The 25,972-nt window shown below is 66.1% G+C and carries 22 protein-coding genes; 7 read left to right on the forward strand and 15 right to left on the reverse strand.

All coding sequences use genetic code 11. The features are described from left to right. Positions 1-56: 56 nt before the first annotated feature. From N1F91_RS00265 to mutS, 3 genes are all read right to left on the reverse strand, one after another. On the reverse strand, positions 57-1,676 hold the full coding sequence (locus N1F91_RS00265; RefSeq protein ID WP_289988194.1) for an EAL domain-containing protein: 1,620 nt from the start codon (positions 1,674-1,676) through the stop codon (positions 57-59). Between the two features lie 84 nt (positions 1,677-1,760). Beyond that, a complete protein-coding gene (locus tag N1F91_RS00270) occupies positions 1,761-4,418 on the reverse strand; it encodes an EAL domain-containing protein (RefSeq protein ID WP_289988196.1) in 2,658 nt (885 codons plus the stop codon). A 154-nt stretch (positions 4,419-4,572) separates the two neighbouring features. After that, positions 4,573-7,275 carry a DNA mismatch repair protein MutS gene (gene mutS / locus N1F91_RS00275; RefSeq protein WP_289988198.1) on the reverse strand — a complete coding sequence of 901 codons (2,703 nt, stop codon included), beginning with the start codon at positions 7,273-7,275 and terminating at the stop codon, positions 4,573-4,575. 159 nt (positions 7,276-7,434) lie between these two features. Here mutS and N1F91_RS00280 point away from each other — a divergent pair, with 159 nt between their 5' ends. Continuing rightward, entirely contained in the window at positions 7,435-9,717 is a 2,283-nt protein-coding gene (locus tag N1F91_RS00280; protein ID WP_289988200.1) for an NADP-dependent malic enzyme, read from the forward strand. 248 nt (positions 9,718-9,965) lie between these two features. Here the strand turns inward: N1F91_RS00280 and N1F91_RS00285 are convergent, their stop codons facing one another. From N1F91_RS00285 to sppA, 10 genes are all read right to left on the reverse strand, one after another. Next, positions 9,966-10,799, reverse strand: a complete 834-nt coding sequence (locus tag N1F91_RS00285; RefSeq protein WP_289989745.1) for a GNAT family N-acetyltransferase — start codon at positions 10,797-10,799, stop codon at positions 9,966-9,968. 157 nt (positions 10,800-10,956) lie between these two features. Next, the gene (locus tag N1F91_RS00290) at positions 10,957-13,245 is read right to left on the reverse strand and encodes a response regulator (protein ID WP_289988202.1); all 2,289 of its coding nucleotides are present in this window, start codon (positions 13,243-13,245) and stop codon (positions 10,957-10,959) included. Positions 13,246-13,325: 80 nt separating this feature from the next. Further along, the gene (locus N1F91_RS00295; protein ID WP_289988204.1) at positions 13,326-14,318 is read right to left on the reverse strand and encodes an MDR family oxidoreductase; all 993 of its coding nucleotides are present in this window, start codon (positions 14,316-14,318) and stop codon (positions 13,326-13,328) included. Positions 14,319-14,481: 163 nt separating this feature from the next. Continuing rightward, complete coding sequence (gene lspA, locus N1F91_RS00300) at positions 14,482-14,985, reverse strand: signal peptidase II (protein ID WP_289988205.1); 504 nt, start codon at positions 14,983-14,985, stop codon at positions 14,482-14,484. After that, positions 14,982-15,833 carry an RNA methyltransferase gene (locus N1F91_RS00305; RefSeq protein WP_289988207.1) on the reverse strand — a complete coding sequence of 284 codons (852 nt, stop codon included), beginning with the start codon at positions 15,831-15,833 and terminating at the stop codon, positions 14,982-14,984. The genes lspA and N1F91_RS00305 overlap by 4 nt, the downstream gene beginning before the upstream one ends. Then, on the reverse strand, positions 15,830-16,903 hold the full coding sequence (locus tag N1F91_RS00310) for a class I SAM-dependent rRNA methyltransferase (protein WP_289988208.1): 1,074 nt from the start codon (positions 16,901-16,903) through the stop codon (positions 15,830-15,832). Before N1F91_RS00310 ends, N1F91_RS00305 begins: the two co-directional genes overlap by 4 nt. A 100-nt stretch (positions 16,904-17,003) precedes the next feature. Then, entirely contained in the window at positions 17,004-17,969 is a 966-nt protein-coding gene (locus N1F91_RS00315) for an ornithine cyclodeaminase family protein (protein ID WP_289988210.1), read from the reverse strand. Positions 17,970-18,033: 64 nt separating this feature from the next. After that, the gene (locus N1F91_RS00320) at positions 18,034-18,369 is read right to left on the reverse strand and encodes a LapA family protein (protein WP_289988212.1); all 336 of its coding nucleotides are present in this window, start codon (positions 18,367-18,369) and stop codon (positions 18,034-18,036) included. Between the two features lie 34 nt (positions 18,370-18,403). Beyond that, on the reverse strand, positions 18,404-18,688 hold the full coding sequence (locus N1F91_RS00325; RefSeq protein WP_289988213.1) for an integration host factor subunit beta: 285 nt from the start codon (positions 18,686-18,688) through the stop codon (positions 18,404-18,406). 44 nt (positions 18,689-18,732) lie between these two features. Then, on the reverse strand, positions 18,733-19,710 hold the full coding sequence (sppA, locus tag N1F91_RS00330; RefSeq protein ID WP_289988216.1) for a signal peptide peptidase SppA: 978 nt from the start codon (positions 19,708-19,710) through the stop codon (positions 18,733-18,735). Positions 19,711-19,791: 81 nt separating this feature from the next. On the opposite strand from sppA, the gene lptC reads away from it, so the two are divergent. The 6 genes from lptC (at position 19,792) to ptsN (ending at position 25,085) form a co-directional block, all read left to right on the forward strand. Then, positions 19,792-20,685, forward strand: a complete 894-nt coding sequence (gene lptC, locus N1F91_RS00335) for an LPS export ABC transporter periplasmic protein LptC (RefSeq protein ID WP_289988217.1) — start codon at positions 19,792-19,794, stop codon at positions 20,683-20,685. Positions 20,686-20,722: 37 nt separating this feature from the next. Beyond that, a complete protein-coding gene (locus N1F91_RS00340; protein ID WP_289989746.1) occupies positions 20,723-21,262 on the forward strand; it encodes an LptA/OstA family protein in 540 nt (179 codons plus the stop codon). 44 nt (positions 21,263-21,306) lie between these two features. Continuing rightward, positions 21,307-22,065, forward strand: a complete 759-nt coding sequence (gene lptB, locus N1F91_RS00345) for an LPS export ABC transporter ATP-binding protein (protein WP_289988219.1) — start codon at positions 21,307-21,309, stop codon at positions 22,063-22,065. Between the two features lie 153 nt (positions 22,066-22,218). Continuing rightward, on the forward strand, positions 22,219-23,727 hold the full coding sequence (rpoN, locus tag N1F91_RS00350) for an RNA polymerase factor sigma-54 (RefSeq protein ID WP_289988221.1): 1,509 nt from the start codon (positions 22,219-22,221) through the stop codon (positions 23,725-23,727). Between the two features lie 234 nt (positions 23,728-23,961). After that, a complete protein-coding gene (raiA, locus tag N1F91_RS00355; RefSeq protein ID WP_289989747.1) occupies positions 23,962-24,549 on the forward strand; it encodes a ribosome-associated translation inhibitor RaiA in 588 nt (195 codons plus the stop codon). A 71-nt stretch (positions 24,550-24,620) separates the two neighbouring features. Next, entirely contained in the window at positions 24,621-25,085 is a 465-nt protein-coding gene (gene ptsN / locus N1F91_RS00360) for a PTS IIA-like nitrogen regulatory protein PtsN (RefSeq protein WP_289988222.1), read from the forward strand. A 26-nt stretch (positions 25,086-25,111) separates the two neighbouring features. Here the strand turns inward: ptsN and N1F91_RS00365 are convergent, their stop codons facing one another. Both N1F91_RS00365 and N1F91_RS00370 read right to left on the reverse strand, forming a co-directional pair. Continuing rightward, entirely contained in the window at positions 25,112-25,369 is a 258-nt protein-coding gene (locus tag N1F91_RS00365) for a DUF1150 family protein (RefSeq protein WP_289988223.1), read from the reverse strand. A 63-nt stretch (positions 25,370-25,432) separates the two neighbouring features. Then, positions 25,433-25,858 carry an Hsp20 family protein gene (locus N1F91_RS00370; RefSeq protein WP_289989748.1) on the reverse strand — a complete coding sequence of 142 codons (426 nt, stop codon included), beginning with the start codon at positions 25,856-25,858 and terminating at the stop codon, positions 25,433-25,435. Positions 25,859-25,972: the final 114 nt, after the last annotated feature.

Below are 25,972 nucleotides of genomic sequence, written 5' to 3' on the forward strand. Positions count from 1 at the left end.
CGTTGCAGCGCACTCTTAGCGCGATTGCCGCCGTCTGCCTACGGCTGGCGGCAGTCTCAGGCGGCCTGCCGCGCCGCAGTTTTGGCGGCCGGCATCTGCTCCCGCAGGAATGCGGCGAAGCCGTCGATGTCGAGCGGACGGGAGATGTGGTAGCCTTGAACGAAGTCCACGTGGTCTGTCTTTTCGCGAAGCTGCGCCAGGCGGGCGGCCGTCTCCACTCCCTCGACGACGACCTTGCGGCCCGCCGACCGGACCATGCCGACGGCATGGTGCAGCATCTCCGCCATCACGGTCCCGTCCGGAGCCATCGCGAAGGCCTTGTCCAGCTTGATTCCATCGATCTCGAGCGCGGCGACGTGGCGGATGGTCGAGTAGCCGGTGCCGAAGTCATCAAGGTAGATTCGGTAGCCGGCCCGCCGCAACGTCTCGATTTCGGATTGGACGAGCTCGAGCGGCAGCGCGTCGCTTTCAATGATCTCAAGCGCGACGACGAAGCGGTCCGACAAGGCACGCAGGGGCTGGAATGCCGCCTCGATCGCCGCTGCGTCCAGCTCGCTGGGAAAGATGTTGACGTTGACCTGGAGCAGAACGCCTGACGGCAACCGGTCCCCCAGTTCCGTCGCCGCTCGACTGACGATCAGCGTGGTCAGCCGGCGCATCATGTCGTGCCGGGCCACGATCGGCAAGAACGCGTCCGGATAGACGATGGAATCGTCGACGTCGCGCCAGCGCACCAGGACTTCGCAGCCGGCGATCCTGTTCGTGGACATGTCCAGGATCGGCTGGTAGGCGCAGATCAGCGATTGAGCGTTCAGGTTGCGCAGAAAGCGCGCCTCGAATGACCAGTAGCGCTGGATCAGGCCCCGCACGACGCGTGTGACCCAGCTGGCGCCGAGCGCCGCGAATACGACGATCAGCAAGATCAACGAGGGACTGTAGGCGGCGACATTGGCGAGATAGATTCTGGTCGAGATGCAGTAGTGGCGGTCGTCGTTGCAGGTCATCGCGCGGATCGCCGGGCCGTTCGCATCCGTCCAGACGATGCCAGTGCCGGCGATCAGGACGTCCTGATGGATGCGTTCCTTGCCAGCGCGATGCCACCAGCGGCCAGCAGGGGAAACGACCACGGCCTCCGCGTCGATCCAGGGCGGCAGGGCGAGCGTAATGTGCTCCGGGGGAATGACGGTCGCGAAGTTCCCGCGCTGGACGATGGTGCCGACCATCCCGCTCAGGCCAGTGAAGCCGAGGTCGCGGTCGAGCCAGAACGACGTCGGCGCCGTACCTTCGCGGACGAAGTCCGGCGGCCCGATGCCATGGGCGGTCTCCAGATGCTCGGCGGAGAGCGTGCAGATTACTTTGCCGTCCTCGACATGAAAGAACTCGCTCAGCCCGTCCGGAAGATAAGCGACCCGCCGCAGCTGCCGCATGTAGAAGGTGCCGCATGGGGGCGAGGTGACGGAACGGGCTAGTTCGTCGAAGGCCTTATCGACGTTGCTGACCAGGCGCTGGACGTCGGCGATACCGTGCGCGACGTTCGTCCTCACCGCTTCGCGGCCCTGGAAGGCCACAGCCAGCGAGAAGACGCCGGCGAAGAGCAGCGCCGAAACAAGCCAGACCGCGATCCCGATGGCCCTCAGGCTTCGGGCAGATACGAATAGTGCTGAAATACCCGCCATTCCGGACCCCCGGTGGATCGTTTTAGGACGGAATGTTTTCTTACAGGTTAAAGGCCCGGTCCGGCAGCGGCAGGCCCGTTCGGGTCAGGAGGCGGCGCGCCAGCGGCGCTCGCGCGTGAAGATGGTGAGGTCGTGTGCCGACATCGGCCTTGCGAAGGCGTAGCCCTGCAACGCGTCGCAGCCGAGGGTCTTCAGGATGCGGGCGTGGTCCATCGTCTCCACCCCTTCGGCGAGCACTTCGATCCCGAGCGACTTGCCGATGTCGATGATCGACTGCACGAGGTGGCGCTGCGGTATCGACTGGACGATCGGGAGCACGAGTTGCCGGTCGATCTTGAGCCGGCTCGGCTTTAGCTTCATCAGGCTGACGATCGAGGCGTAGCCGGTACCGAAATCGTCGATCTCGATATCGATGCCGAGTTCCTTGATGAGATCGACGTTCCAGGCGATCGTCTCATCCTGTTCGTCGAGGAAAATGGATTCTACGAGTTCGAACGAGATGCGTCCCCTGGCGAGCGGAAGCCGGCGTAGCGATTCGATCAGTTCGTCGTCGTTGAGCCGCCGTGCCGAGACGTTCACCGATGCCTTTGGGATGGCGATGCCCTGCCGGTCCCAGGACGCGAGGTCCGCCAGCGTTTGCTCGAGAATCATTCGGTCGATCACGTCGACGACGTTGATCTCCTCCGCGATCTTCATGAAGGCGGTGGGAGGCAGCAGGCCCTTGGATGGATGGTTCCACCGCGCCAGCGCCTCCACCCCGACGATCTCCAGCGTGTCGGCGTCGAACTGCGGCTGGTAGTGGGCGAGGAAATGGCCTTGCTCGATGGCGGCCAAGATGTCGTCCGCAGTGTTCTTGTTGCTGACGATCTCGAGCCGCAGCACGTCATTGAAGATCTGGTAGCGGTTGCGGCCGCGATTCTTCGCCCGGTAGAGCGCGATGTCGGCATGGACGAGCAATTGTTTCGGATCCGCAACAGCATCGGTGTCGCCGGCGATGCCAATGCTGACGCCGATGCGGCATTCCTGTCCGCCATGATTCACCGGTTGCTGGACCTGCTCGATCACCCGCTCGGCGAACTCCGTGAGATAGGAGGGCCCTTCCTCCTCGTTCCCGCGCGGGCGCCGGCACAGGACGACGAACTCGTCGCCACCCACGCGAGCCACGAAATCGCCGGCCCGCGCGGTGGCGCGCAGGATTCTTGCCGTATGCGCCAGCATCGCATCGCCGGCCGCGTGGCCCAGCGTGTCGTTGATCTGCTTGAAGCGGTCGAGATCGATGTGGAGAAGGCCCGCCGTCTCCTCGCCCTTCGCGAACCGCTCGACGTGCTCGGCCAGCACCTGGTCGAGGTAACGCCGGTTGGGCAGCCCGGTCAGAGAATCGTGCAGGGCGATGAACTCGATGCGCTCCTTGGCCGTTTCCAGTTCGCGGTTGCGGGCTTCGGTGAGCGTCTTGGCGCGTTTCAGATCCTCGTTGAGAGCGATGTCGGCCGAAACGTCCCAGTTGACCCCGACGATGCGCGCCGGCTCGCCGAAATCGCGGTAGACAGTGCCGATGGAGCGAATGTGCCGGATCGTGCCGCCCGGCAGGAGCAGTCGGTACTCGGAGTGGTAGCGCCCGGTTTCTTCCATGGCGACGCGGAACTCCCGCTCCGCGCGCGCCATGTCCTCGGGATGGATCCGCCGGCTCCAGAAGGTGTAGTCGCGCAGGCGTCCGTCTGCCGGGAAGCCGTAGAGCTCGTTCATCCGGTCGTCCCAGAACAGGTCCTTGCTGTCGATCTCCATCTCCCACACGCCGACCTGGGATGTGTCGAGCGCGAGCCGCAGGCGCCGCGACAGCCGCGACAGCTGCTTTTCGCGCCGCGAGAGCTCGCCGATGTGGCGCTGGCGCTCTTCGATCAGGCGGCCCGTCGAGACGATGGGGAGGAGGAGGAAGATCGACGCGGCGAGCAGGAAGCCCCGCACCTGCCAAGCGTAGGGCGAGGGCTGTTCCCAGCCGGAGGCGGGCGCCGCGTGGATCCGCCAGGAGGTCGATGGAAAGCTGGCCTCGACGACGACCGGGTCTCGCCGCAGCAGGTCCGGCGAGCCGAGGATTACCGAATCGGTGGCCGGCGCATCGCGTGCACTGATCGCCACCTCGATGGGCAGGTCCGCCGCAGAGAGACCACTGTCGGCAAAGACAGCCTCCACGTCGATGACAGCAGACACGATGCCCCAGAAGCGGCGTTTTCCATCCAGGTTGGTGAAGACGGGGAAACGACCGATCAGCCCCTTGCCGCCCTGAACGAGGTCGATGGGACCCGCCAGGACCAGCTTGCCCGTGTCGCGTGCCTTCAGCACGGCGTCGCGCTGTACGGGCGTTGCCAGATAGTCGAGGCCGAGCGCCTTTTCGTTGCCGGCGAGCGGGTGGACCATCGAGACCACCAGGCCGGGTGCCGCCGCGATGTGCCTGAGCCGGTCGCTCGTCTGCATCAGATTCGCGGCGAAGGTGGAGAACCGCTCCTGCGACATGGCGGGATCCGCGGCGATCGCGGCCGCAAGGCCGCGGATCAGTTGCAGGTCGCCATTGACGTTGCCCTCGAGCCTGGAACGGATGTAGGTCACGCGGTTGTAGACGTCAGCGCGCAATTCCTTGACGTGAAGCGTGGTGGCACGATGCTCGACAAGCAGCACCACACCGCAGATCACCGCGAAGGCGATGACCATGGACGCCCGGCCGGGCCGCAGCAGCGACCGGAAACACATCCCCAGCTTCAACCTCAAACCCCGATCCAAAGCCCGGTGTGCCTCTGTATCGTTCCCGCCATGCGCGAACCTAGCCCGCACTGCTTAAGTTTGCCTTAGGAGCAGGATGCAATCTGAGGATGTTGGTGCCGCGACGAAGGCGGCCGATCCGCTTTCACCGAGTCTGCTGCAACAGCCCCTTCAGCCGATAGAGCGCCTCGAGCGCATCCTTCGGCGTCATGTCGTCCGGCCGCAGCGCGGCCACGGCGTCGACCAGCGGATCGGGGCGGGCGGGCTTCGCGGCTTCGCGGCGCAGGGCGACCGAAAACAAGGGCAGGTCGTCGACGAGCTTGCCGGCCTTGCTGCCGGAAGCCTCACCGGCCTCGAGTTGCTCCAGCACCTCGCGGGCGCGCGCCACCACAGGCTCGGGCAGGCCTGCCAGCCGCGCGACCTGGACGCCGTAGGACCGGTCAGCCGCCCCTTTGCCGACTTCGTGCAGGAAGACCACGTCGCCGTCCCATTCCTTTACCCGCATCGTGACGTTGTGCAGGCGCCCGAGCTTTTCGGCGAGCGCCGTCATCTCGTGGAAATGGGTAGCGAAGATCGCGCGGCAGCGATTCTGCTCGTGGAGATATTCCACCGCCGCCCAGGCAATCGACAGTCCGTCGAAGGTGGCGGTGCCGCGGCCGATCTCGTCGAGGATGACGAGCGAGCGCTCGCCGGCCTGGTTGAGGATCGCGGCCGTCTCCACCATCTCGACCATGAATGTGGAGCGACCCCGAGCCAGATCGTCGGATGCGCCGACGCGGGAAAACAGCCGGTCGACGACGCCGATGTGGACGCTTTCAGCGGGGACGTGGCTGCCCATCTGCGCCATGATGGCGATCAGCGCGTTCTGGCGCAGAAATGTCGACTTGCCGCCCATGTTGGGGCCGGTGAGCAGCCAGATCGCGCCCGCCTTCGCGCGGGGCGCCGGCGAGAGGTCGCAGTCGTTTGCGACGAAAGGCTCGGCACCCTGGCGGCGCAGCGCCTGTTCGACGACGGGGTGGCGGCCGCATTCGATCCTGAACTCGAGCGACAGGTCGATCGTCGGGCGGCAGTAGTTCTCTTCCTCGGCCAGCAAGGCCAACGAGGAGGAGACGTCGAGCGCGGAGAGCGCCTGCGCGCCCGCACGCAGCAATTCGGCTGCCGCGACAGCCTCCGCGACCAGCCGGTCAAAAGCGGCAAGCTCGATCGCCAGCACCCGCTCGGCCGCGTTGGCGATCCTCGTCTCGAGGCCGGCGAGTTCCGTGGTGGTGAAGCGCATGGCATTGGCCATGGTCTGGCGGTGGATGAAGCGCGCCTTTGCCGCATCGCTGCCCATCATGATCGCCTGATGGTTGGCGGTCACCTCGATGTAGTAGCCGAGGATGTTGTTGTGGCGGATCTTGAGCGAGCGGATGCCGGTCTCCTCGATCAGCCCGGCCTCCAGCTCCGCGATGATGCGGCGCGCCTGGTCGCGCAGCCCGCGTACCTCATCGAGTTCGTCGTCGTAGCCCGCCCGCACGAAGCCGCCGTCGCGCTTGAGCAGTGGCATCTCCTCGTCGAGCGCCCGTTCGAGATGGTCGCGGAAGGCGGGAGGGAGACCCGCGATGCCGGCTAGTGCATCGGAAACCTCCTCGGGAACGCCCGTGCCGGAAAACAGCGCGGCGACGTCGGCCGCGGCCGCCATTCCGGCGCGCAGCGCGCCGAGATCGCGCGGACCGCCGCGGTTGAGCGCCAGTCGCGACAGGGCGCGCGGCATGTCGGGCGCGCCCTTCAGCGCAGCGCGTAGACTGTCCCGGAGCGCCGGCTCGCTGCGGAAGAAGGAGACGGAATCGAGCCGCCGGCCGATCTCGGCTGGATCGGTCGAGGGCGATGTCAGCCGCTCGGCGAGCAGGCGCGCGCCACCGCCGGTGCGGGTGCGGTCGATGGCCTCGAAAAGCGTGCCCGATCGGCTGCCCGACAGCGTGCGCACCAGTTCCAGATGCGTGCGGGTTGCCGGGTCGATGAACAGCGTGGTGGCGCCGTCCTGCCGCTGCGGCGGGGTCAGCGGCGGCCGCTCCGCCTTCTGCGTGCGCTCGACATAGCCAATGGCGGCACCGATGGCCGATAATTCGGCGCGAGAGAAGCGCCCGAAACCATCGAGTGTTGCCACGCCGAAGAAGCGGCTCGCCCGCTCCGAACAGGCGGACGAGTCGAACAGGCTGGGCGGCAGCGGCGTGACCGCCCGGCCGAGCATGTCGAAGACCGGGCGGAACTCGGGATCGTGGAACACAGGTTCGGCGACGATCAGCTCGCGCGGGTCGACGCGCATGATCTCGGCCAGCAGCCTGTCGCGCGTCGTGACGGAAACCAGAAAACTGCCGGTTGAGATGTCTATCCATGCCAGCGCCAACTCGTCTTCGCCGCGCACGCGGCCGAGCGCCATCAGGTAGTTGGCCTCGGATGGCGCAAGCAGCTTCTCCTCGGTGATAGTGCCCGGCGTGACGAGACGGACGACGTCGCGCTTCACGACCGATTTCGAGCCGCGCTTCTTCGCCTCCGCCGGGTCTTCGATCTGCTCGCAGACGGCGACGCGATGGCCGAGCCCGATCAGCTTCTGGAGGTAGTCGTCGGCGGCATGGATCGGCACGCCGCACATCGGGATGTCTTGGCCGAGGTGCTTGCCGCGCTTGGTGAGCGTGATGCCGAGGGCCCGGCTCGCCACCTCGGCATCCTCGAAAAACAGCTCGTAGAAGTCGCCCATCCGGTAGAACAGCAGCGAATCCGGGTTCGCCGCCTTGATCTCGATGAACTGTTCGATCATCGGCGTCGGCGCCGAGGCGGCATCGGATCGGATCGGTCGTTCCTGGTTCAAGCTGTTGCCGTGGCTGCTGTGTGGAGGGTGGCGCACGGAAAACCGGCGTTCACCCCTTGCTTGGCGCTTTACGCGGCTCCTGTGTAGCCTTAATCCGGTTGCTCCACAAAAGAAGCATGCCCGCGCCAGGTTAGGTGCGGCCTGGGAGGGAAACAGCACATGCCCGTGAAGGACCGGAACGAACAGGGGCCGTCAGTCAGCGCCCAGGAGGCGCTCGACTTCCACTCGATGGGCCGGCCGGGCAAGCTGGAGATCAACCCGACCAAGCCGATGGCGACCCAGCGCGACCTGTCGCTGGCCTATTCGCCGGGCGTGGCGGTTCCGGTGAAGGCGATCGCCGAGGATCCGAGCCGCGCTTTCGACTACACGACGCGCGGCAACATGGTGGCCGTCATCTCCAACGGCACCGCCATCCTCGGCCTCGGCAATCTCGGCGCTCTGGCTTCCAAGCCGGTGATGGAAGGCAAGGCGGTGCTCTTCAAGCGCTTCGCCGACGTCGATTCAATCGACCTCGAGGTCGACACGGAGGACGCGGACGAATTCATCAACTGCGTGCGTTTCCTCGGGCCCTCCTTCGGCGGCATCAACCTGGAGGACATCAAGGCGCCGGAGTGCTTCATCATCGAGCAGCGGCTGCGCGAACTGATGGACATCCCGGTGTTCCACGACGACCAGCACGGCACCGCGATCATCGCCGCGGCCGGCCTGATCAACGCGCTGGCGATCACCGGGCGCGACATGAAGACGTCGAAGCTCGTCTGCAACGGCGCGGGCGCGGCCGGCATCGCCTGTATCGAACTCGTCAAGGCGATGGGCTTCGCGCCCGAGAACGTCATCCTGTGCGACACCAAGGGCGTCGTTTACCAGGGCCGCGAAGAAGGCATGAACCAGTGGAAGTCGGCGCATGCGGCGAAGACAGATGCCCGGACGCTGGCCGACGCGATGGACGGCGCCGACATCGTCCTTGGCCTCTCGGCCCGCGGTGCCTTCACAAATGCGATGATCCAGTCCATGGCCAAGAATCCGATCATCTTCGCCATGGCCAATCCCGACCCGGAAATCACGCCGGAGGAAGTGGCCGAAATCCGCACCGATGCCATCATGGCGACCGGCCGCTCGGACTATCCGAACCAGGTCAACAACGTGCTTGGCTTCCCCTACATCTTCCGTGGTGCGCTGGACGTGCGAGCGACCACCATCAACGATGCCATGAAGGTCGCCGCGGCCGAGGCGCTGGCAGCACTCGCCCGTCAGGACGTTCCGGACGACGTCGCCGCCGCCTACCAGGGCAACCGGCCGAAATTCGGCGTCAACTACATCATCCCGGTGCCGTTCGATCCGCGCCTGATCTCGGCGATCCCGGTTGCCGTGGCCAAGGCGGCGATGGATTCGGGCGTCGCGCGGCGGCCCATCCTCGATATGGAGAAGTATGCGCAGGAACTGTCGGCCCGGCGCGATCCGATCGCCTCAACCCTGCAGCGCATCTACGACCGCGTCCGCCGCCAGCCCAAGCGCGTCGTCTTCGCCGAGGGTGAGGAAGAGCAGGTGATGCGCGCGGCGGTGTCCTACGTGAACCAGAAGCTCGGCACGGCAATCCTCGTCGGCCGCGACGACCAGATCAAGGAGACCGCGCGGAACGCTGGCGTCGACCTCAATCGGCCCGGCATCGAGATCATCAATGCGCGGCTGTCGCGCCGCAACACGGTCTATGCCGACTATCTCTACGAGCGGCTGCAGCGGAAGGGCTACCTCTTCCGCGACGCCCAGCGGCTGATCAACAACGACCGCAACCACTTCGCCGCCACCATGGTGGCGCTCGGCGACGCCGACGCGCTGGTGACGGGCGTGACGCGCAACTATTCGACCGCGCTCGACGACGTGCGCCGCGTCATCGACGCCAAGCCGGGCCACCGCGTCATCGGTGCCTCGATCGTGCTGGCGCGAGGCCGCACCGTGATCGTCGCCGACACGGCGGTGCACGACATGCCGAATTCGGTGGAGATCGCCGACATCGCCGAGGAAGCGGCGGGCATGGCGCGACGCATGGGCTACGAACCGCGCGTGGCGCTGCTGGCCTATTCGACCTTCGGCCATCCGGCGGGCGAGCGTTCGGAGCGGGTGCAGGAGGCGGTCAAGATCCTCGACAAGCGCCGGGTCGATTTCGAGTATGACGGCGAAATGGCCGCAGACGTGGCGCTGAACCCCAACCTGATGCAGCAATATCCGTTCTGTCGCCTGTCAGGGCCGGCCAACGTGCTGGTCATGCCGGCATTCCACTCGGCCTCGATCTCGACCAAGATGCTGCAGGAACTCGGCGGTTCGACGGTCATCGGCCCGCTGCTGGTCGGCCTGAACAAGCCGGTCCAGATCGTGTCGCTGAACGCCAAGGACTCGGACATCGTCAACATGGCCGCGATCGCGGCCTACAATGCCGGGGCGTGAACTCGCGCAGCCGCCGTCGTCAGCGCTTCCAGGTCATGTCGCCGAAGATGACGACGACGCTGAAGAATGCGAAAGCGCCGATGACGCTGGCGACGACGATCAGGGTATCCGTGGGCATGAGGTCCTCCAACAATGACGGGTTCATTGATGGAAGGGCCTCGCCCTCCCTGCCTTGACCTGGATCAACCGCGATCGCTCTGGCCGGCGCGGCATCCGCATCGGCGTGGACGATTGGCGGGGCGCTGGCGTCAGGCGGCGAAACGCTCTGCTTCGGCACCGTAGTAGTTGATGTAGCGGTTCGCGATCCAGTCGGTTGACAGGATCACGAAGACGTCGGTCGTGCCGAAGTCGGCGTCGACGACACAGCCGTCGCCGAAGCGCGCGCCGATCCGCAGGTAGCCCTTGATCAGCGGCGGCATGGCTGCGAGCGCGCGGCGCACGTCCACCGCCTCTGCGGGCATCAGGTCCATTGGGCGGTAGCGCGAGGCGACTGCCCGGACATCCCACTCGGGCTCGGCCCGGAAATTGTGGGCGAGCAGCGACAGCGCCTCGGCATGGGCGGCGGGCACCGTGCCGTGGAACGAGGCGCAGCCGGTCATGACGTCGATACCGTGGATGCGGCAATAGGCCCAGATGCCCTGCCAGAGCAACTCGACGGTCCGCTTCGACCGATACTCCGGCAGGACGCAAGACCGGCCGAGTTCCAGGAAGCGGCGGTCGGGGTGACGGGCCATCAGCGATTCCAGCTCGTACTCCTCGTCTGAGTAGAAGCCTCCGGCAGCCAGCGCGCTTTCCTGGCGCAGCAGCCGGTATGTGCCGACGATCTGCCGATGCTCGGGGCCGGGTATCGTCGTGTCGAGGACGAGCAGATGGTCGCAGATCGCATCGAAGCGGTCGGCGTCGCGCTGCTCCAGCGCGTGGACGAACTGACGCTTGGCGCCGAGTTCGTCATAGAAGACCCGGAAGCGGACCTCCTGAGCCGCCGCCACCTCGGCGGAATTGCGGGCAAGCCTGGCCTGGAGGTTGCCGATCCGGCCGAGCGTTCCGCCAGCGTGGCGCGCCAGCCCGCCGACCGCAACCATTGCCGGGGCAGAAGGCGCACTCGTCATAAGGGTCGATGCCGGCATAGTGATTCTCCCTCGTCGCCAGGCTTTCAAGGCCGTCTACGAAGACCATGATACAGTACGATGACAGGGAGATGGCGGCAAGTCTGGGGCGCGTGGACGCCCTCCGGTTCGTTCAGGCGGCGACCTGATGCTGGACGGCTTCCAGCAGCGCCTGCGGATCCAGCGGCTTGGTGACGAAGCCCGTGGCGCCATGCGCCAGCACCTTGTGCCGCGTCGATTCCTGGCTGTCGGCGGAGAGGACCATGATCGGCAGCGCCGGCAGGCCCTTCTCCTCCTCGTGCTTGCGGATGAGGGCGATGGCGTCGAGACCGTCCATGACCGGCATGTGCAGGTCCATCAGCACGAGGTCAGGCCGGTCGCCCGGCCTCGCCGACTTCACGGCATCGACTGCCGAACGTCCATCGGGGACATGCTGCACCGTATGGCCCATCTTTTCGAGTACGGAGCGGGCGAGCAGCGCGTTGATCTCGTTGTCCTCGGCGATCAGGATCCTCAGTCCGCGCAGGATCGGCCGGCGTCCGTGCTGCCGCTTCAGCCCGAGACGGTGCACGATCGGCGACTGCGACAGTTCGAGCGTCCCGTCGGTCAGCACCCGCATCATCGTCGCACCCCGCACCGGCCGTGCGAGAAACGAGGGGTAGCCGGCATTGCGGAACTGGAACAGGCGACCGCGGTCGGTCGGCGCTATCAGGATGACCGACTGGAACGGCCCGCGTGACGCTCCGCGCAGTTTCGTCAGGGTCGCCCCGTCCGGCGTCTCGATCGCGGCGTCGATCAGGACGGCTTCGAACGCCGCTCGCGGTTCGGCCATCGACCGCTCGGCGTCCGCTGCGCTGCGCGCGACGCTGGCGCTGCCGCCATGCGAGCGGATCGTGAGGGCCATGGCCTCGGCCTCCACGGCGTTCTCCGACACGATCAGCACCGACCGGCCGCGCAGGGCGAAGTAGCGGTCCGTGTCCGGCGACTGGAGCTGCGCCAGCGGCATTTCGAAGATGAAGTCGGAGCCCCGGCCAACCTCGCTATCGACGATGATGCGACCGCCCATGGCGTCGACGATCCGCTTGGAGATGGCGAGGCCGAGCCCGGCGCCGCCGTGCCTGCGAGTGGAGGTGCCGTCGGCCTGCTCGAACTCGCGAAAAATCCGCCCGATGTCGGCACGCGACAGTCCCGGGCCGCTATCGGCGATGGAAAAGCGCAGGGCCGGCGCCTCGTCGTCGCGACTGGCGCTGACCCGCACCAGCACGCCGCCGTCCTCGGTGAACTTCACGGCGTTGCCGACGAGGTTCAGCATGACCTGGCGCAGCCGTCCGGGATCAGCCTCGATCAGCGCCGGCACCTCCGGTGCGATGTGGCAGCCGAGACCGATGCCCTTCGCGAAGGCGCGGGCGGCCATCAGTTCCACCACGTTCTCGACCAGTTCGCGCGGCGACATCGCCTGAGGCTCCAGCTCGAAGCGGCCCGCTTCGATCTTGGAGAAGTCGAGCAGGTCCTCGATCAGCGCGAGCAGTGCGTTGGCGGACGTCGAGACAGCCCCGACATAGGTCCGCTGCTCCGGCGTCAGGTCGGTGTCGGCGAGAAGCTTGGCCATGCCCATGATGCCGTTCATGGGCGTGCGGATCTCGTGACTGACGGTGGCGAGGAAGCGCGACTTGGCCTGGCTGGCGAATTCGGCACGTTCGCGCGCCGAAATCATCGCCGTCTCTGCGCGCTTGCGGGCCGTTATGTCGCGCGCGATCGTGCGGTGCGACACCGTGCCGGTGCTCTCGTCCCGAACCGACAGCTCTATCCACGAGAACCAGCGAACGCCTTCGCTCGTATGCACGGCGACGTCGGTCGAACTCAGATACTCCCCATCGGCAAATGCGGCGTCCGGCACCACGCCGACATCGACGCCCAGTTCCGACAGGGTCCGACCCAGCAACTCGCGCGGCTGGCGGCCGAACAGATCGGCGAAAACGGAGTTTGCGTAGACGATGCGGCCGTCGCGATCGCGGTGAACGACGAGGTCGCCCAGCGCGTCGATCAGACCGCGGAAGCGCTCCTCGCTTTCGTGGAGTTCCCACATGCGGTCGGCGAGGGTCTCGATTTCCTCGCGCGTCCGGGTGACGCTTTCCTCGGCGATGCGCTCGAACCGGGCGTCGTCGATCGACATGCGGCCGAGCAGCGCAAACCCGCACAGGCCAGTCGCGAGCAGGCCATAGCTGAGCAGGTGTGGCGCCCCCGACAGGAAGGAATAGCCGCAGAAGACCAGGATTGCGCTGAGCAGCACCAGTTCGGCAACCGCAAAGCGGCTGCGCGACGCATTGAGCGCCGTCGCGACGCGGCTGAAGCGGCCCGGGACACCCGCCCCGGACAGCGGCCGCGCGCCATGCCCCTTCTGTGCCGCATTGTCCGACATCATGGTCGGACCGTAGCCGGCACCGCTTAGGGAAGGTTTTGTGCGGGCGCTAAAACTTTATCGAAGTCAGCGGGTTCGTCGCGTCAGCGGCCCATGTCGACCACGACCCGGCCGCGCACCTTGCCCTCGACGATCGCCTTCGCCGCATCGATGATCCCGTCGAAGCCGATCGTGGTGGAGAGCGCCGCGAGCTTGGTCCGGTCGAGTTCGGTAGCGAGCCTCGACCAGGCCTTTTCGCGCAGCGCACGCGGTGCCATGACCGAGTCGATGCCGAGCAGCGAGACGCTGCGCAGGATGAACGGTGCGACGCTGGACGGGAGGTCCATCCCGCCGGCGAGACCGCAGGCCGCCACCGCGCCGCCGTAGGACGTCATGGAGAGCACGTTGGCGAGGGTGTGGCTGCCGACCGCGTCGACCCCGCCCGCCCAGCGCTCCTTGCCGAGCGGCCGGGCAGGACCGGTGAGTTCGTCGCGCGCGATGACCTCGGCGGCACCGAGGTCCTTCAGGTAGTCCTCTTCCGACGTGCGTCCCGTAGAGGCGATGACGTGGTAACCCAGCCTGGAGAGCAGCGAGATGGCCACTGAGCCGACGCCGCCGGCCGCGCCCGTCACCACCACCGGTCCCCGCCCGGGTACGATACCGTGCCGCTGCAGCGCCATGACGCAGAGCATTGCCGTGTAGCCGGCCGTACCGATCGCCATCGCCTCGAACGGCGTCATGCTGTCGGGCAGCCGCACCAGCCAGTCGCCCTTGACCCGGGCGAGGTCCGCATAGGCGCCTGAATGCGTCTCGCCCACGCCCCAGCCGTTGAGGATGACCTTGTCACCCTTCTTCCAGTCCGGATGGGACGACTCCGTGACGGTTCCCGCGAAATCGATGCCGGGCACCAGCGGAAAACGCCGGATGACGGGTGCGAGGCCGGTGATCGCCAGACCGTCCTTGTAGTTGACCGTGGTGGCCTCGATCGCGACCGTGACGTCGCCTTCCATCAGGTCGGCCGGCCGGAGTTCCGTCACGGCGACCGACTGCTTCTTGTCCTCGCCGCGCGACACCACGATTGCCCTGAACGTTTCCACCGTCTTCTCCCTGAATCTCTGTCCGAAGCACGTTGGGATCCTGTGGATTCGCCCGGCCCCGCTTCGGGTCCTCGCCTGTGAGCATGTTCTCGCCCGAAGGCCGGGAGGCCGCCGTCGAAGGACACGCTTTCGCGCCGGACTGTGCGGCGACTGCAGCGGCTGGTCAACCGCCGCCCGGCCCCGATCCCTCGTCGCCTTGTCGGGAATGCCGGCGCCAGAGGATGACCTCGTCGAGAATCACCAGGCCCGCGCCGACCGAGATGAAGGCGTCCGCGAGGTTGAACACGGCGAAGGACCAGACCGGCGTGTGGAACAGGACGTAATCGACGACATAGCCGAGCAGGAGCCGGTCGATCAGGTTGTTGGAGAAGGCGCCGGAGAGGATCAGCGCGAAACCCAGCCGCGCCAGAACGTGTGCGGGATTGGTCCGTGCCGCCAGCCAGCCGACGAAGATCATGACGGCGACCGCCAGACCGATCAGGAACAGCCGGTCGAGCCCCGAGAACATCGAGAAGGCGATGCCGGTGTTGTGGATGCGGAAAAGGCCGAGGAACGGCAGGACGTCGATCAGTTCGTGCATCGCCATCCGGGTCTCGACCAGGTGCTTGATCCACTGGTCGATACCGATGCCGGCGACGATGATGGCGACGAAGGCAGGCCATCTCATGAAGCAGGCTTCTCCAGCGCCAGTGCCGAGCGCCGCACTTCGTAGAGCATCACACCGGTCGCGACTGCCAGATTAAGCGAATCCGCGCGGCCGGCCTGCGGAATCCGTACCAGCCGGTCGCAGGTCTCGGCGAGCAGCGCGGGCAGGCCCTGCTGCTCGTTGCCCATCAGGAGAACGACAGGCTTTCCGCCGTAATCGACCGTGCGATAGTCGACGGAGCCCTTGAGATGTGTGCCGGCGACGAGTCCTGCAAAGCCTCTGCGCCAGGACAGGAAGGCCTGTTCGCTTGCCCGCGCCACCGGCACCGCGAAGATCGATCCCATCGTGGCGCGCACGGTCTCGACCGCAAACGGGTCGGTGGTGTCGCCAACGAGGATGATGCCCCTGGCGCCGACGGCGTCGACGGTGCGGATTACCGTGCCAAGGTTGCCTGGATCGCGCACCCGATCGAGCGCCACCCAGACGTCGTTGCCCGATGGCTTCACGTCGGCGAGCGCCGTCCAGCGCTGCTCGAACACGCCGACCACCATCTGCGGGTTTTCACGCCGCGTGATGGCGGCAAGCACCTTGTCGTTGACCTCGAGCACCAGCCCGCCGGCAGCCACGGTTCGGGCCGCCGCCTTTTCCACCGCCGGATTGCCGAGGCCTGACTTCGAGAAGACGAGGGTGCGGATCGTCCAGCCGAGGTCGAGCGCATCGATGACGAGTTTCAGCCCCTCTGCCATGAAGGCGTTCTGCTGGTCGCGGAATTTCTTCAGGGCGAGCGCCTTGATGTCCTTCACGACCGGATTGGCGAGGCTGGTGACCTCCTTGACCTGGCCGACGCGGCCATCGCGCGGCGCGTTCATGCTGCCACCCAGCGCGAGAACAGCGAGGTGGACAGCGCGCGGCCGGCGGCTTTCTCGCGGATCACCAGTTCGCCCGATTCCACCGCACCGCCCATCCCGGCGAAGGCGTCGCGCATCAGCGCGTGGATCGCAAAGAAGGAGGCGCGGATGGAATAGGCCGTCAGCACCACCGACAGCGGCTTGTCTGAGAGAATGGCGCGGGTGAGGTCTACCATGGCCGGAAGGTCGTCAAACAATTGCCAGACCTCGCCTTTCGGCCCGCGCCCATAGGCCGGCGGGTCGAGCAGGATGATGTCGTAGCGGTTGCCGCGGCGCTCCTCGCGTTCGACGAACTTCTTGGCGTCCTCGCAGATCCAGCGGATCGGCCTGTCGGCGAGCCTTGCCATCTCCTGGTTCTCGCGGGCCCAGCCGATCGCCTTCTTCGACGCGTCGACATGTGTCACCTCGGCACCTGCGCGGGCCGCCACCAGCGAGGCGAGCCCGGTGTAGCCGAAAAGGTTCAGCACCTTCACCGGACGCTTCGCGTCGCGGATCAGCGTCTCCATATGGCTCCAGTGCGGCGCCTGCTCGGGGAACACTCCGACATGGCGAAACGAGGTGAAGCGGCCGAGATAGTCGATCCCGGCATGCTTCATCGGCCAGGTCTCGCCGAGAACCGACTTCGGGAACCGCCAGCGGCCGATGCCTTCTTCGTCGGTGTCGCCGGTAAAGACGGCGTCGACGTCGGCCCACTGGGCTGCGCCCAGCGCACGCGCCCAGACGGCCTGGCCCTCGGGCCGGACGATACGGTAGGGGCCATACTGCTCGAGCTTTGCCCCGTCGCCGGAATCGATCAGCGCATAGTCGGCGCCTGGAGCGACCTCAAGGATCAGCGGTACGCGCTCGGCCGGCAAGGCGCCCGGCCGCCGTTGCCGGTGGGCGGTGGCAGTTGACGGCGTCTCCGCCGGTTGCCGTGCATCCTGCTGGGATTGTTTGGCGGGGCGGGTGGGCGCCGGAACGCGCGGCGGGCTCTGGGGCGCGCTGGGCGCGCGCGGCCGCGGGTCGCGGCGCTTGTCGCGCTGTGTCTTCACGATGCAGGGCCTTCGGGAACCATGGGCGCGCTTCTGCCATAGTGGTGGGGGAGGCGCAACATGCCGCGACGGAGCCTGGATCGGCTGGCGCGGGGCAGGGTCAGGCCGATGTCGCCTTAAAAACAGCGATCCCCGCCGCCAGGTCCTCCAGGGCAGCACCGACCGACTTGAACAGCGTGATCTCGCTTGCGGACCTGCGTCCGGCGACCTCGCCGCGGGCGAGTCCGAACAGGTCGCCGCAGATCGCCTCTCGAACCAGCACGCCCGACGCCAGCGGCTGGACGATGTCGCCGGCTTCCTTCGTCGCGCCGGCCAGCGTGTCGACGTGGACCCGGGCACGACGGATAGCCTCGTCGTCCGCCTCGCGCATCGTTGGCGTGAAGCCGCCCACGAGATCGACATGCGCACCGGCCTTGAGCAGTGCTCCCTTGACCAGTGGCTCGGTCGAGATCGTGCAGCACGAAACGATGTTGGCCCGCGCCACCGCCGCATCGAGATCGGGTGCGACGGCGACGTCGAGACCGAGGTCGGCGAGACCGGCGACCACCTTCTGCGCGTTGGCCGGCGTACGGTTCCAGATGCGAATCCTGCGGATGGGCCTTACTGACGCATGCGCCCGAGCAAGAAAGGGCGATAGCGCGCCTGCACCCACGATTAGCAGCGAGGACGCGTCCTCCGGCGCGAGCCATGACGCCGCGAGCGCCGACGCGCAGGCGGTGCGCCATTGGGTGAGGCGCTGCCCGTCGATCAGTGCGAGCGGCTCCCCGGTCCGGCCGTCGAGCAAAAGGTAGAGGCCCATCACCGCCGGTTTGCCGATGGCGTTGTTGTTGGGCGAGACGGTGACGATCTTGACCCCGACAAAACCGCCATCCGACGTGCCCGCTCGCTCGAAATCGGTCCAGGCCGGCATCAGAAGCAGCGTGGAGGCTGCGCCGTCCGGGCGGTCGATCGTGTGGTGGTGCCGAACCGGCTGCACCGCGCCGTCGCGGAAGGCGACGCGCAAGGTCTCGACGAGACCGACGAATGTGAGCGACCGGTCGACGGTCGCAGCATCGATCATGCGCATGATTGATTCCCCGGGTTGCGGGCGCCGCCAGCCAGGGGACACCTCCGCGATAGTCTGGCGTGGCTCAACTGCGAAGCGCAGGGACGCCTGCGGATGGGCCATGCGCGGCGGACACCGGCTGCTTCTGCTGCAGCAGGCTCTGCACCTCGCGGCGCTTGATGCGGGCTTCCTTGCGATAGCGGCCCTGCTTCAGCCAGGCAGCCGCGCCGCCGATCACCATACCCAGGATCACGGCGAGGAACAGCATGACGAACAGCGGCAGCTGCAGTGTCAGCGCCGCGTTGCCAGGGTTGAACGGATCGAGCGTAAAGGTCGTCAGCTGCCGATTGGCGACCGCAAGAGCGATCAACACGACAGCGATCGGAACGAGGATGACGACGACGATGATACGGTTCAGCATGCCTTGCCTGTTTCTACCCGTCGTATGGACACCGTCACTTCTCAGCGTTGAGCCGTTCGCGCAGTTCCTTGCCCGTCTTGAAGAAGGGAATCCACTTCTCTTCGACGTCAACGGCTTCGCCCGTCCTCGGGTTGCGTCCGATGCGCGCGGGCCGGTTTTTTACCGAGAAGGCGCCGAAGCCGCGAAGCTCGACTCGGTTGCCTTCTGCGAGGGCCTCGGTGATTTCCTCGAAGATGGCGTTGACGATGTTTTCGACATCCCGAAGGAAGAGGTGCGGATTACGGTTGGCAATCGTCTGCACAAGCTCGGACTTGATCATTGCGGCATTTCCTCTCGTGCCCGGAAGTCTTTGTTTACCGTCCCCTATTTTTCCCCGGTCGCACCCGAGGAAGGTTGCCAGACCGACAGGAGACCGTCAAGGAACAAGCGTTCGCCGCCCAGTTCGCGCAGGATGTCCGGACCGCTTGCGGGCAGGCCGACCGCTTCGGCAACGGACCGCGCCAGCGACTGGCCGATCAGGAAGCCGCCGGTGCTGGCGGGCTTCCATTCCCGGACCTCGAGTTTGGCATCGACGCCCTTGCTCTTCAGCCACTCGATCGCCTGTTCCTCGCCGCCGAGCGCATCGACGAGCTTGCGGTCCAGCGCCTGGCGCCCCGTGAACACTGAACCGTCGGCCAGCGCCAGCACTTCGGTCCGCGACAGCGGGCGCCGCTCGGTCACGAGGCCGACGAACCAGTCGTAGGAGTCCATGATCATCGCACGGATCATGGCGCGCTCTTCGTCCGTGGTCGGGTTGAACGGCGATGGCTCCGCCTTGAGCGGCGAAGACTTCACCTCCTCCAGCTTGACGCCGACCTTGTCCATCAGGCCCGTCAGGTCCGGAAACTGGACCAGCACGCCGATGGAACCGACGATGGAGGACTTGCGCGCCACGATGTGGTCGCTGGCGCTGGCGATCATGTAGCCGGCCGACGCCGCCAGCGTTCCGACCTGCGCCACCACCGGCTTCTTCTCGCCGATGCGGCGGACCGCTTCGTAGATCGCCTCGCCGCCGGCGGTGGTGCCGCCCGGGGAATCTATGCTCAGGATGACGCCCTTGACGGTATCGGCTTCGGCGATCCGCTCCAGGCGTTCGAGCAGTTCCTCGTCCTCGGTGATCGTGCCCTCGATCCGGACCTGCGCGATGTGATCGCGGCCCTGCCCGGGCCACGTGTCGCGCATGCCGAAGGCGCCGAAGGCCACTATGGCGATCGCCGCGACGAGCAGGGTGGCGACCCGCCAGAAGGTGAGTTTGCGCCTGATTCTTCGGCGATCGATGATGTCGTCGGCTCTCGGCGCCATGGTTGACCCTCGCATGCTGCTCCGCCCGACGTTTCTAGCCAAATCGCGTCGCAAGCGAAACGGACCAACATCGAATTGAGGATGACCTTCGGGCAACCGCCAGGTGGAAACGCCGATCGGCGGCCGCCAACGCCTTGCTGCGCTGGAAGTTCACCCAAAAATAACCATATTGGAGTGCAATCTTGCAGGATGCGGCGCCGCGACATCTTTTCGCGCCGGTTCGTCGTGCTACTTCCGAAACGGACAGGAACGGAACCGACCGGTCACAGGATGGCGATCAGTGCTGCACATCACGATGCCGGGCGTCTCTCTTTGAACGCGCAGGGCCGCCGCGACGAACAGTTCGCCGGTGCCGTGCGTCATTCGCGCAGGGTCCGCTTCTTCAAGATTGCGCTTCCGCTTGTGTCGGTTGCGATTGCCGCGGGCTTCGCCGGCTATTCCTGGTTGCTGTCGCCGGCAAGCGTGGCAATCGTGGTCGACAGCTCCGCTGTCCGCGACGGCAAGATCGTCATGGCCAATCCCAAGATGAGCGGCTTCACCAGCGACAACCTGCCCTACGCCATGAACGCGGCGCGAGCCGTGCAGGAACTGTCGCGAACCGGCGGCATCGAGCTGGAAGAGATCGACGCGAAAATCCCGATCGCATCCGACAAATGGGCAAAGATCGTCGCAAAGACCGGCGTCTACGACGACGAGTCAAATTCGCTGCGCATCACCAGTCCGATGACGATCGAGACGTCGGACGGGCTGACGGCTACGCTCGGTCCGTCGGAGGTGGACATCTCCGCAGGCAAGATGCGGTCGCCGAACCCTATCAGGATAGAGCAGAACGGCGCGACGATCACGGCGAATGGTCTGGAAGTACTCGACAAGGGCACGGTCTTCGTGTTCGAGGACAAGGTGAGGGTGCAGGTTGATCCGCGGACCGTCCGGGGAACGACCGAGAGCGCCGGCAACGGGAACGCGGGGCAGTGAAATGACGATGATGCGCAAGGCACTCTTTGTCGGAGCGATGGCGCTGCTCGCCGCGGCCCCTGCCGCTGCCCAGCAGCAGACCAAGAGCAACTTCGGCGGATTGAAGATCGACGGCGACCAGCCGATCGAGATCGAGAGCGACAAGCTGGAGGTGCGCGACACCGACGGCGTGGCCATCTTCACCGGCAACGTCAACGTCGTGCAGGGTCCGACGCTGATGAAAGCGGGCCGCATGACGGTCTACTACGCGCGCTCGGAGGGGGCCGCCCCGGCTGCCTCCGCGACGCCGGGTTCGGGCAACATCGACCGGCTCGAAGTGGACGGCAAGGTCTACGTCAAGTCGGACACGCAGATCGCTACCGCCGACCAGGCGACGTTCGACATGGGCACCGAGATCCTCGTGATGACCGGCAAGGAGGTCGTGCTGACCGACGGACCGAACGTGATCGTCGGCTGCAAGCTCACCATCCGCATGACGACCGGCGAGGCCACGCTCGATGGCTGCGGTGCCGGTAGCGGCCAGCAGGACAAGGGCGGCCGCGTGAAGATGCTGCTGCAGCCCAAGGCAACGCAGTAGGCCGCCACTTGTCGTTCCTTTCCAGACTGACTGGATCGCCCCGGGTGACCGAGGTCGCCTCCGCCAATCGCGAGAGGCTGAAGGGCACGCTGATCGCGCGCGGCCTGTCGAAGAGCTATCGCGGCCGCTCCGTGGTCGACGGCGTCTCGATCGGGCTCAGGGCCGGCGAGGCCGTGGGCCTGCTGGGCCCCAACGGCGCCGGCAAGACCACCTGCTTCTACATGGTGACCGGCCTGGTGCCGGTCGACGAAGGCACGATCGAGATCGACGGTTTCGACGTCACCGACATGCCGATGTACCGGCGTGCGCGACTCGGCATAGGCTATCTTCCGCAGGAAGCCTCGATCTTCCGCGGCCTGACCGTGGAACAGAACATCCGCGCCGTCCTTGAAGTCGTCGAGAAGAACCGGCGCAAGCGCGAGGAACGCCTCGACGAACTTCTCGAGGAGTTCCACATCCCGCACCTGCGCAAGTCTCCTGCCATCGCGCTGTCCGGGGGAGAGCGCCGCCGGCTCGAGATCGCGCGGGCGCTGGCCTCCAACCCGAGCTTCATGCTGCTCGACGAACCCTTCGCCGGTATCGATCCGATCGCGGTTTCCGATATCCAGCAACTCGTGCGCCACCTCACCGCGCGCGGTATCGGCGTCCTGATCACCGACCACAATGTGCGCGAGACGCTCGGGCTGATCGACCGGGCCTACATTCTCCATGCCGGTCAGGTTCTCACCCACGGACCGGCCGCCGAGATCGTCGAGAACCCGGATGTCCGTCGCCTCTATCTCGGCGAGGGTTTCACGCTCTGATCGGTTCCGATTCCGGGAATTTATCGATCCCCTGAACGCTTTCGAAAGCCTCCCGCGCTAGGTTTTGCTTGACAAGCAAAAGCCGGGCCAGTTTTTTGGCGTCGTGGGGGACGCGGTCCGGTGGGCCGTCTGCGGAGGTATGGGGTAGCAGGCATGGCGCTCTCGGCGAAGTTACAGCTGCGGCAGTCGCAGGCGCTCGTCATGACGCCGCAGCTGATGCAGTCGATCCGCCTGCTGCAGTTCACCCATACCGAACTGGAGCGGTTCGTCGACGACGAGATCGAGCGCAATCCGCTGCTCGAGCGTCAGGAGGTTGTGGAGGAGGCCGGGCGCGACGAGCCCGAGGCCTCCCATGAAGCGGAGGGCGAGACGGACTGGTTCGCCTCGGGTCTTGACGCTTCCGCCGAGACGCTGGCCGAGCGTCTCGATACTTCTCTCGAGAACGTCTTTCCGGACGATCCGGGCACGCAGGACCGGCTCGGTCCCGACCTGTCGCTGACCTGGAAATCGGCGGCGGGCGGCCAGGGTGACGGCACTTTCGACTTCGAAGACATGGCCGCGGCGGCCGTGACCCTGCGCGACATGGTCGACGAGCAGATCGCTTTCGCCTTCCCCGACCGTACCGAAGCACTGATCGCTCGCGAACTCGCCGATGCGCTGGACGACACGGGCTACATGCGCGGCGACCTCTGCGAGATCGCGGCGAGGCTAGGCGCCGACCGCGCCACCGTCGAGGCGGTGCTGGACACCTGTCAGGGCTTCGACCCCGCCGGGCTGTTCGCGCGCGACCTGCGCGAATGTCTGGCCCTTCAGCTTCGCCGCCGCGACCGTTTCGATCCCGCAATGGCGGCGCTGATTGCTCACCTCGATCTCCTTGCCAAACGGGACTTCGCCGCGCTGCGCCGTATCTGCAAGGTCGATGAAGGCGATCTCATCGACATGCTGGGGGAAATCCGTGCCCTCGACCCGAAACCCGGAGCCGGCTTCGTCGCAAGCGCCGCCGAGACTGTCGTGCCCGACGTCGTGGTGAAACCGGCGCCGGACGGCAGCTGGACCGTCGAGCTCAATCCGGAGACGCTGCCGCGCGTGCTCGTTGATCAGGCCTACTTCGCCCATGTCTGCTCGCATGCCAAGAGCCCTGCCGAACGCGATTTCCTGTCCGACTGCATGCAGAGCGCCAACTGGCTGACCCGTAGCCTCGACCAGAGGGCCCGCACCATTCTCAAGGTGACCTCCGAGATCGTGCGCCAGCAGGACGGTTTCCTCGTCAATGGCATCCGGCATCTGCGGCCGCTGAACCTCAAGACGGTGGCCGACGCCATCCAGATGCACGAATCGACCGTGAGCCGCGTCACCGCCAACAAGTACATGCAGACGCCGCGCGGGGTGTTCGAACTGCGCTTCTTCTTCACCGCCTCGATCGCCTCGGCCGAGGGAGGCGATGCACACTCCGCACAGGCGGTGCGCCACCGCATCCGACAGATGATCGACGAGGAGGATTCGTCGAACGTTCTTTCCGACGACGCCATCGTCGACATCCTGCGCAAGGATGGCGTGGACATTGCGCGGCGGACGGTCGCCAAGTATCGGGAAGGCATGAACATTCCTTCCTCGGTCCAGCGCCGCCGCGAGAAGCGGGCGATGGCCGGTGTGGAGGCCTGAGCGCCCGCCTTCCTCGGCGGCATGGGGACGACGCCTTCCGGCGCGTTGACAAAGCCGGGGCAAATCCCTAGAAGCCGCGCACCCAAGGGGGTGGCGCATCCGCTCGCGTCACTATCCCGTGTCCTGGACCCGCGCCGAAACCTCGGTATGACCAGACGCGCAACCTTGTGCGCGACGATGGCGGGTATAAACTCGGAAGCGGAGTCATCCGAGCAAGAAAGGGTCAGATTTCAGATGGGCCTGCGAATTTCCGGTAAGCAGATGGAGATGGGTGAGGCGTTCCGCACCCGTATCGACCAACGCATCGAGGAGGCGATCTCGAAATATTTCGACGGAGGTTTCTCCGGGCACGTCACGGTCGAGAAGGCCGGAGCGCGCTATTCGGCCGATTGCCGCATCCACCTCGATACGGGAATGGAACTGCAGGCCGAAGGACGCGCTATGGACCCGCAGCTGGCGTTTGATGCCGCGGCCGAGCGCATCGAGAAGCGGCTGCGCCGCTACAAACGCCGCCTCAAGTCGCATCAGGCCGTCTCTCCCGAGGATGCGGTCTGGACCGACGTGCCCTACCGCGTCATGGCTCCCGCCGCTGAGGAGGACGAGGAGGTGCCGGAGGACTACGCACCCGCCATCGTGGCCGAGACCTCGCTGACGCTCAAGACCATGAGCGTGGCTGGCGCCGTCATCGAACTCGACACGAAGGAGAGTCCCGTCCAGGTGTTCCGCAACGCGGGCACGGGAAAGGTGAATATCGTGTATCGTCGCTCCGACGGCAACATCGGGTGGATCGATCCGTCCGCCGTGGCGGGCGAGGGAGCCTGAGGCTCCTCCCGCAGACTTTGCCACACCGGATCGACCCTCCGGCGGGGACCAACCAGGGGACGCGAAGAAGCATGGATCTGAGCGATCTGATCGAGGTACCGGCCATCATGCCGGCCTTGAAGGCGAATTCGAAGAAGCAGCTCCTTCAGCTTCTCGCCGAGAAGGCGAGCAGCGTCACGGGCCTCCCGGAACGCGAGATCTTCGATACGATCCTCCAGCGCGAACGCCTGGGATCGACCGGTGTGGGCAACGGCATCGCCATCCCGCATGGCAAACTGCCTGGGATCAAGGCGATCACCGGCGTCTTCGCCCGGCTCGACCATCCGGTCGAGTTCGAGTCTCTGGACGACCAGCCGGTCGATCTGGTGTTTCTGCTGCTGGCGCCGGAAGGCGCGGGCGCCGATCACTTGAAGGCGCTCTCGCGTATCGCCCGCGTCCTGCGCGATTCGGAGACTGTGGCCAAAATCCGCGGCACACGTGATGCCGCGGCCATCTACACGTTTCTTGCCACGGCACCTGCGTCCCACGCCGCCTGAGGCGGCGCGGCGCACAGGCCGGGCGGTCAATGAATGCTGACCGGCGTCAGTTGGTTCTGCATCGCCGCGCCGATGGCGCTGTCGCGCTCGTCGGTCAAGAGGATCGGCTGGCCGTTGGCGGCGAAAAGCGCCCACAGTTCGAGCCCCGGGGCGATTGCGGGCATGCCGGGGAAACGCCCGGTCAGGTCCTCGCTCTTCACCTTGCGCAGGTAGGCGAGCGCACCTTCGCCGAGATGGGCGAACTGGTCCGCCGTCATACCCAGGATTTCAGGATTGTCAGTCATTGTAGCCTCCTTGCCGAGGGCCGCCTCGCTCAGGCCAACCCACGTTCGAGCCATGGGTTCCAGTCAGTCTTTCACCGATATGTTTATTTTCCGTACCAGCTTTTCCGGCTGGGGACGGTCGAGATCGACGGACAGGAGCCCGTTCTTCAGTTCCGCGCCGACCACCCGCATGCCGTCTGCCAGCACGAAAGTCCGCTGGAATTGCCGCGCCGCGATCCCGCGGTGCAGGTAGTCCCGCTCGGTGTCTTCGGTCTGCTTGCCGCGGATGACGAGTTGGTTTTCCTCGGTGGTGACATCGAGATCATCGTCCGTGAACCCCGCGACCGCCAGAGTTATACGAAGCCTCTCGCTACCGCACTGGGCGGGACGAAGCCGCTCGATATTGTAGGGCGGATATCCGTCTCCGGACTTCGCCACCCGTTCGAGCGTCTTTTCCATGGTGTCGAACCCGAGAAGCAGCGGATTCGAGAAGGGCGTCAGGCGCGTCATCGGTCTCATGTCCTCCAAAGAGCGACGTGGAAAGCGCAAGAACCCGGGTGGCATTCCAGCGCGTGCTGCTGATATGGTCCGCAGCCTTCTGAAGTTCAAGTGAGTGCAGGGAGT

This window comes from Aquibium sp. ELW1220, assembly GCF_030398385.1.
Classification (GTDB): Bacteria; Pseudomonadota; Alphaproteobacteria; order Rhizobiales; family Rhizobiaceae; genus Aquibium.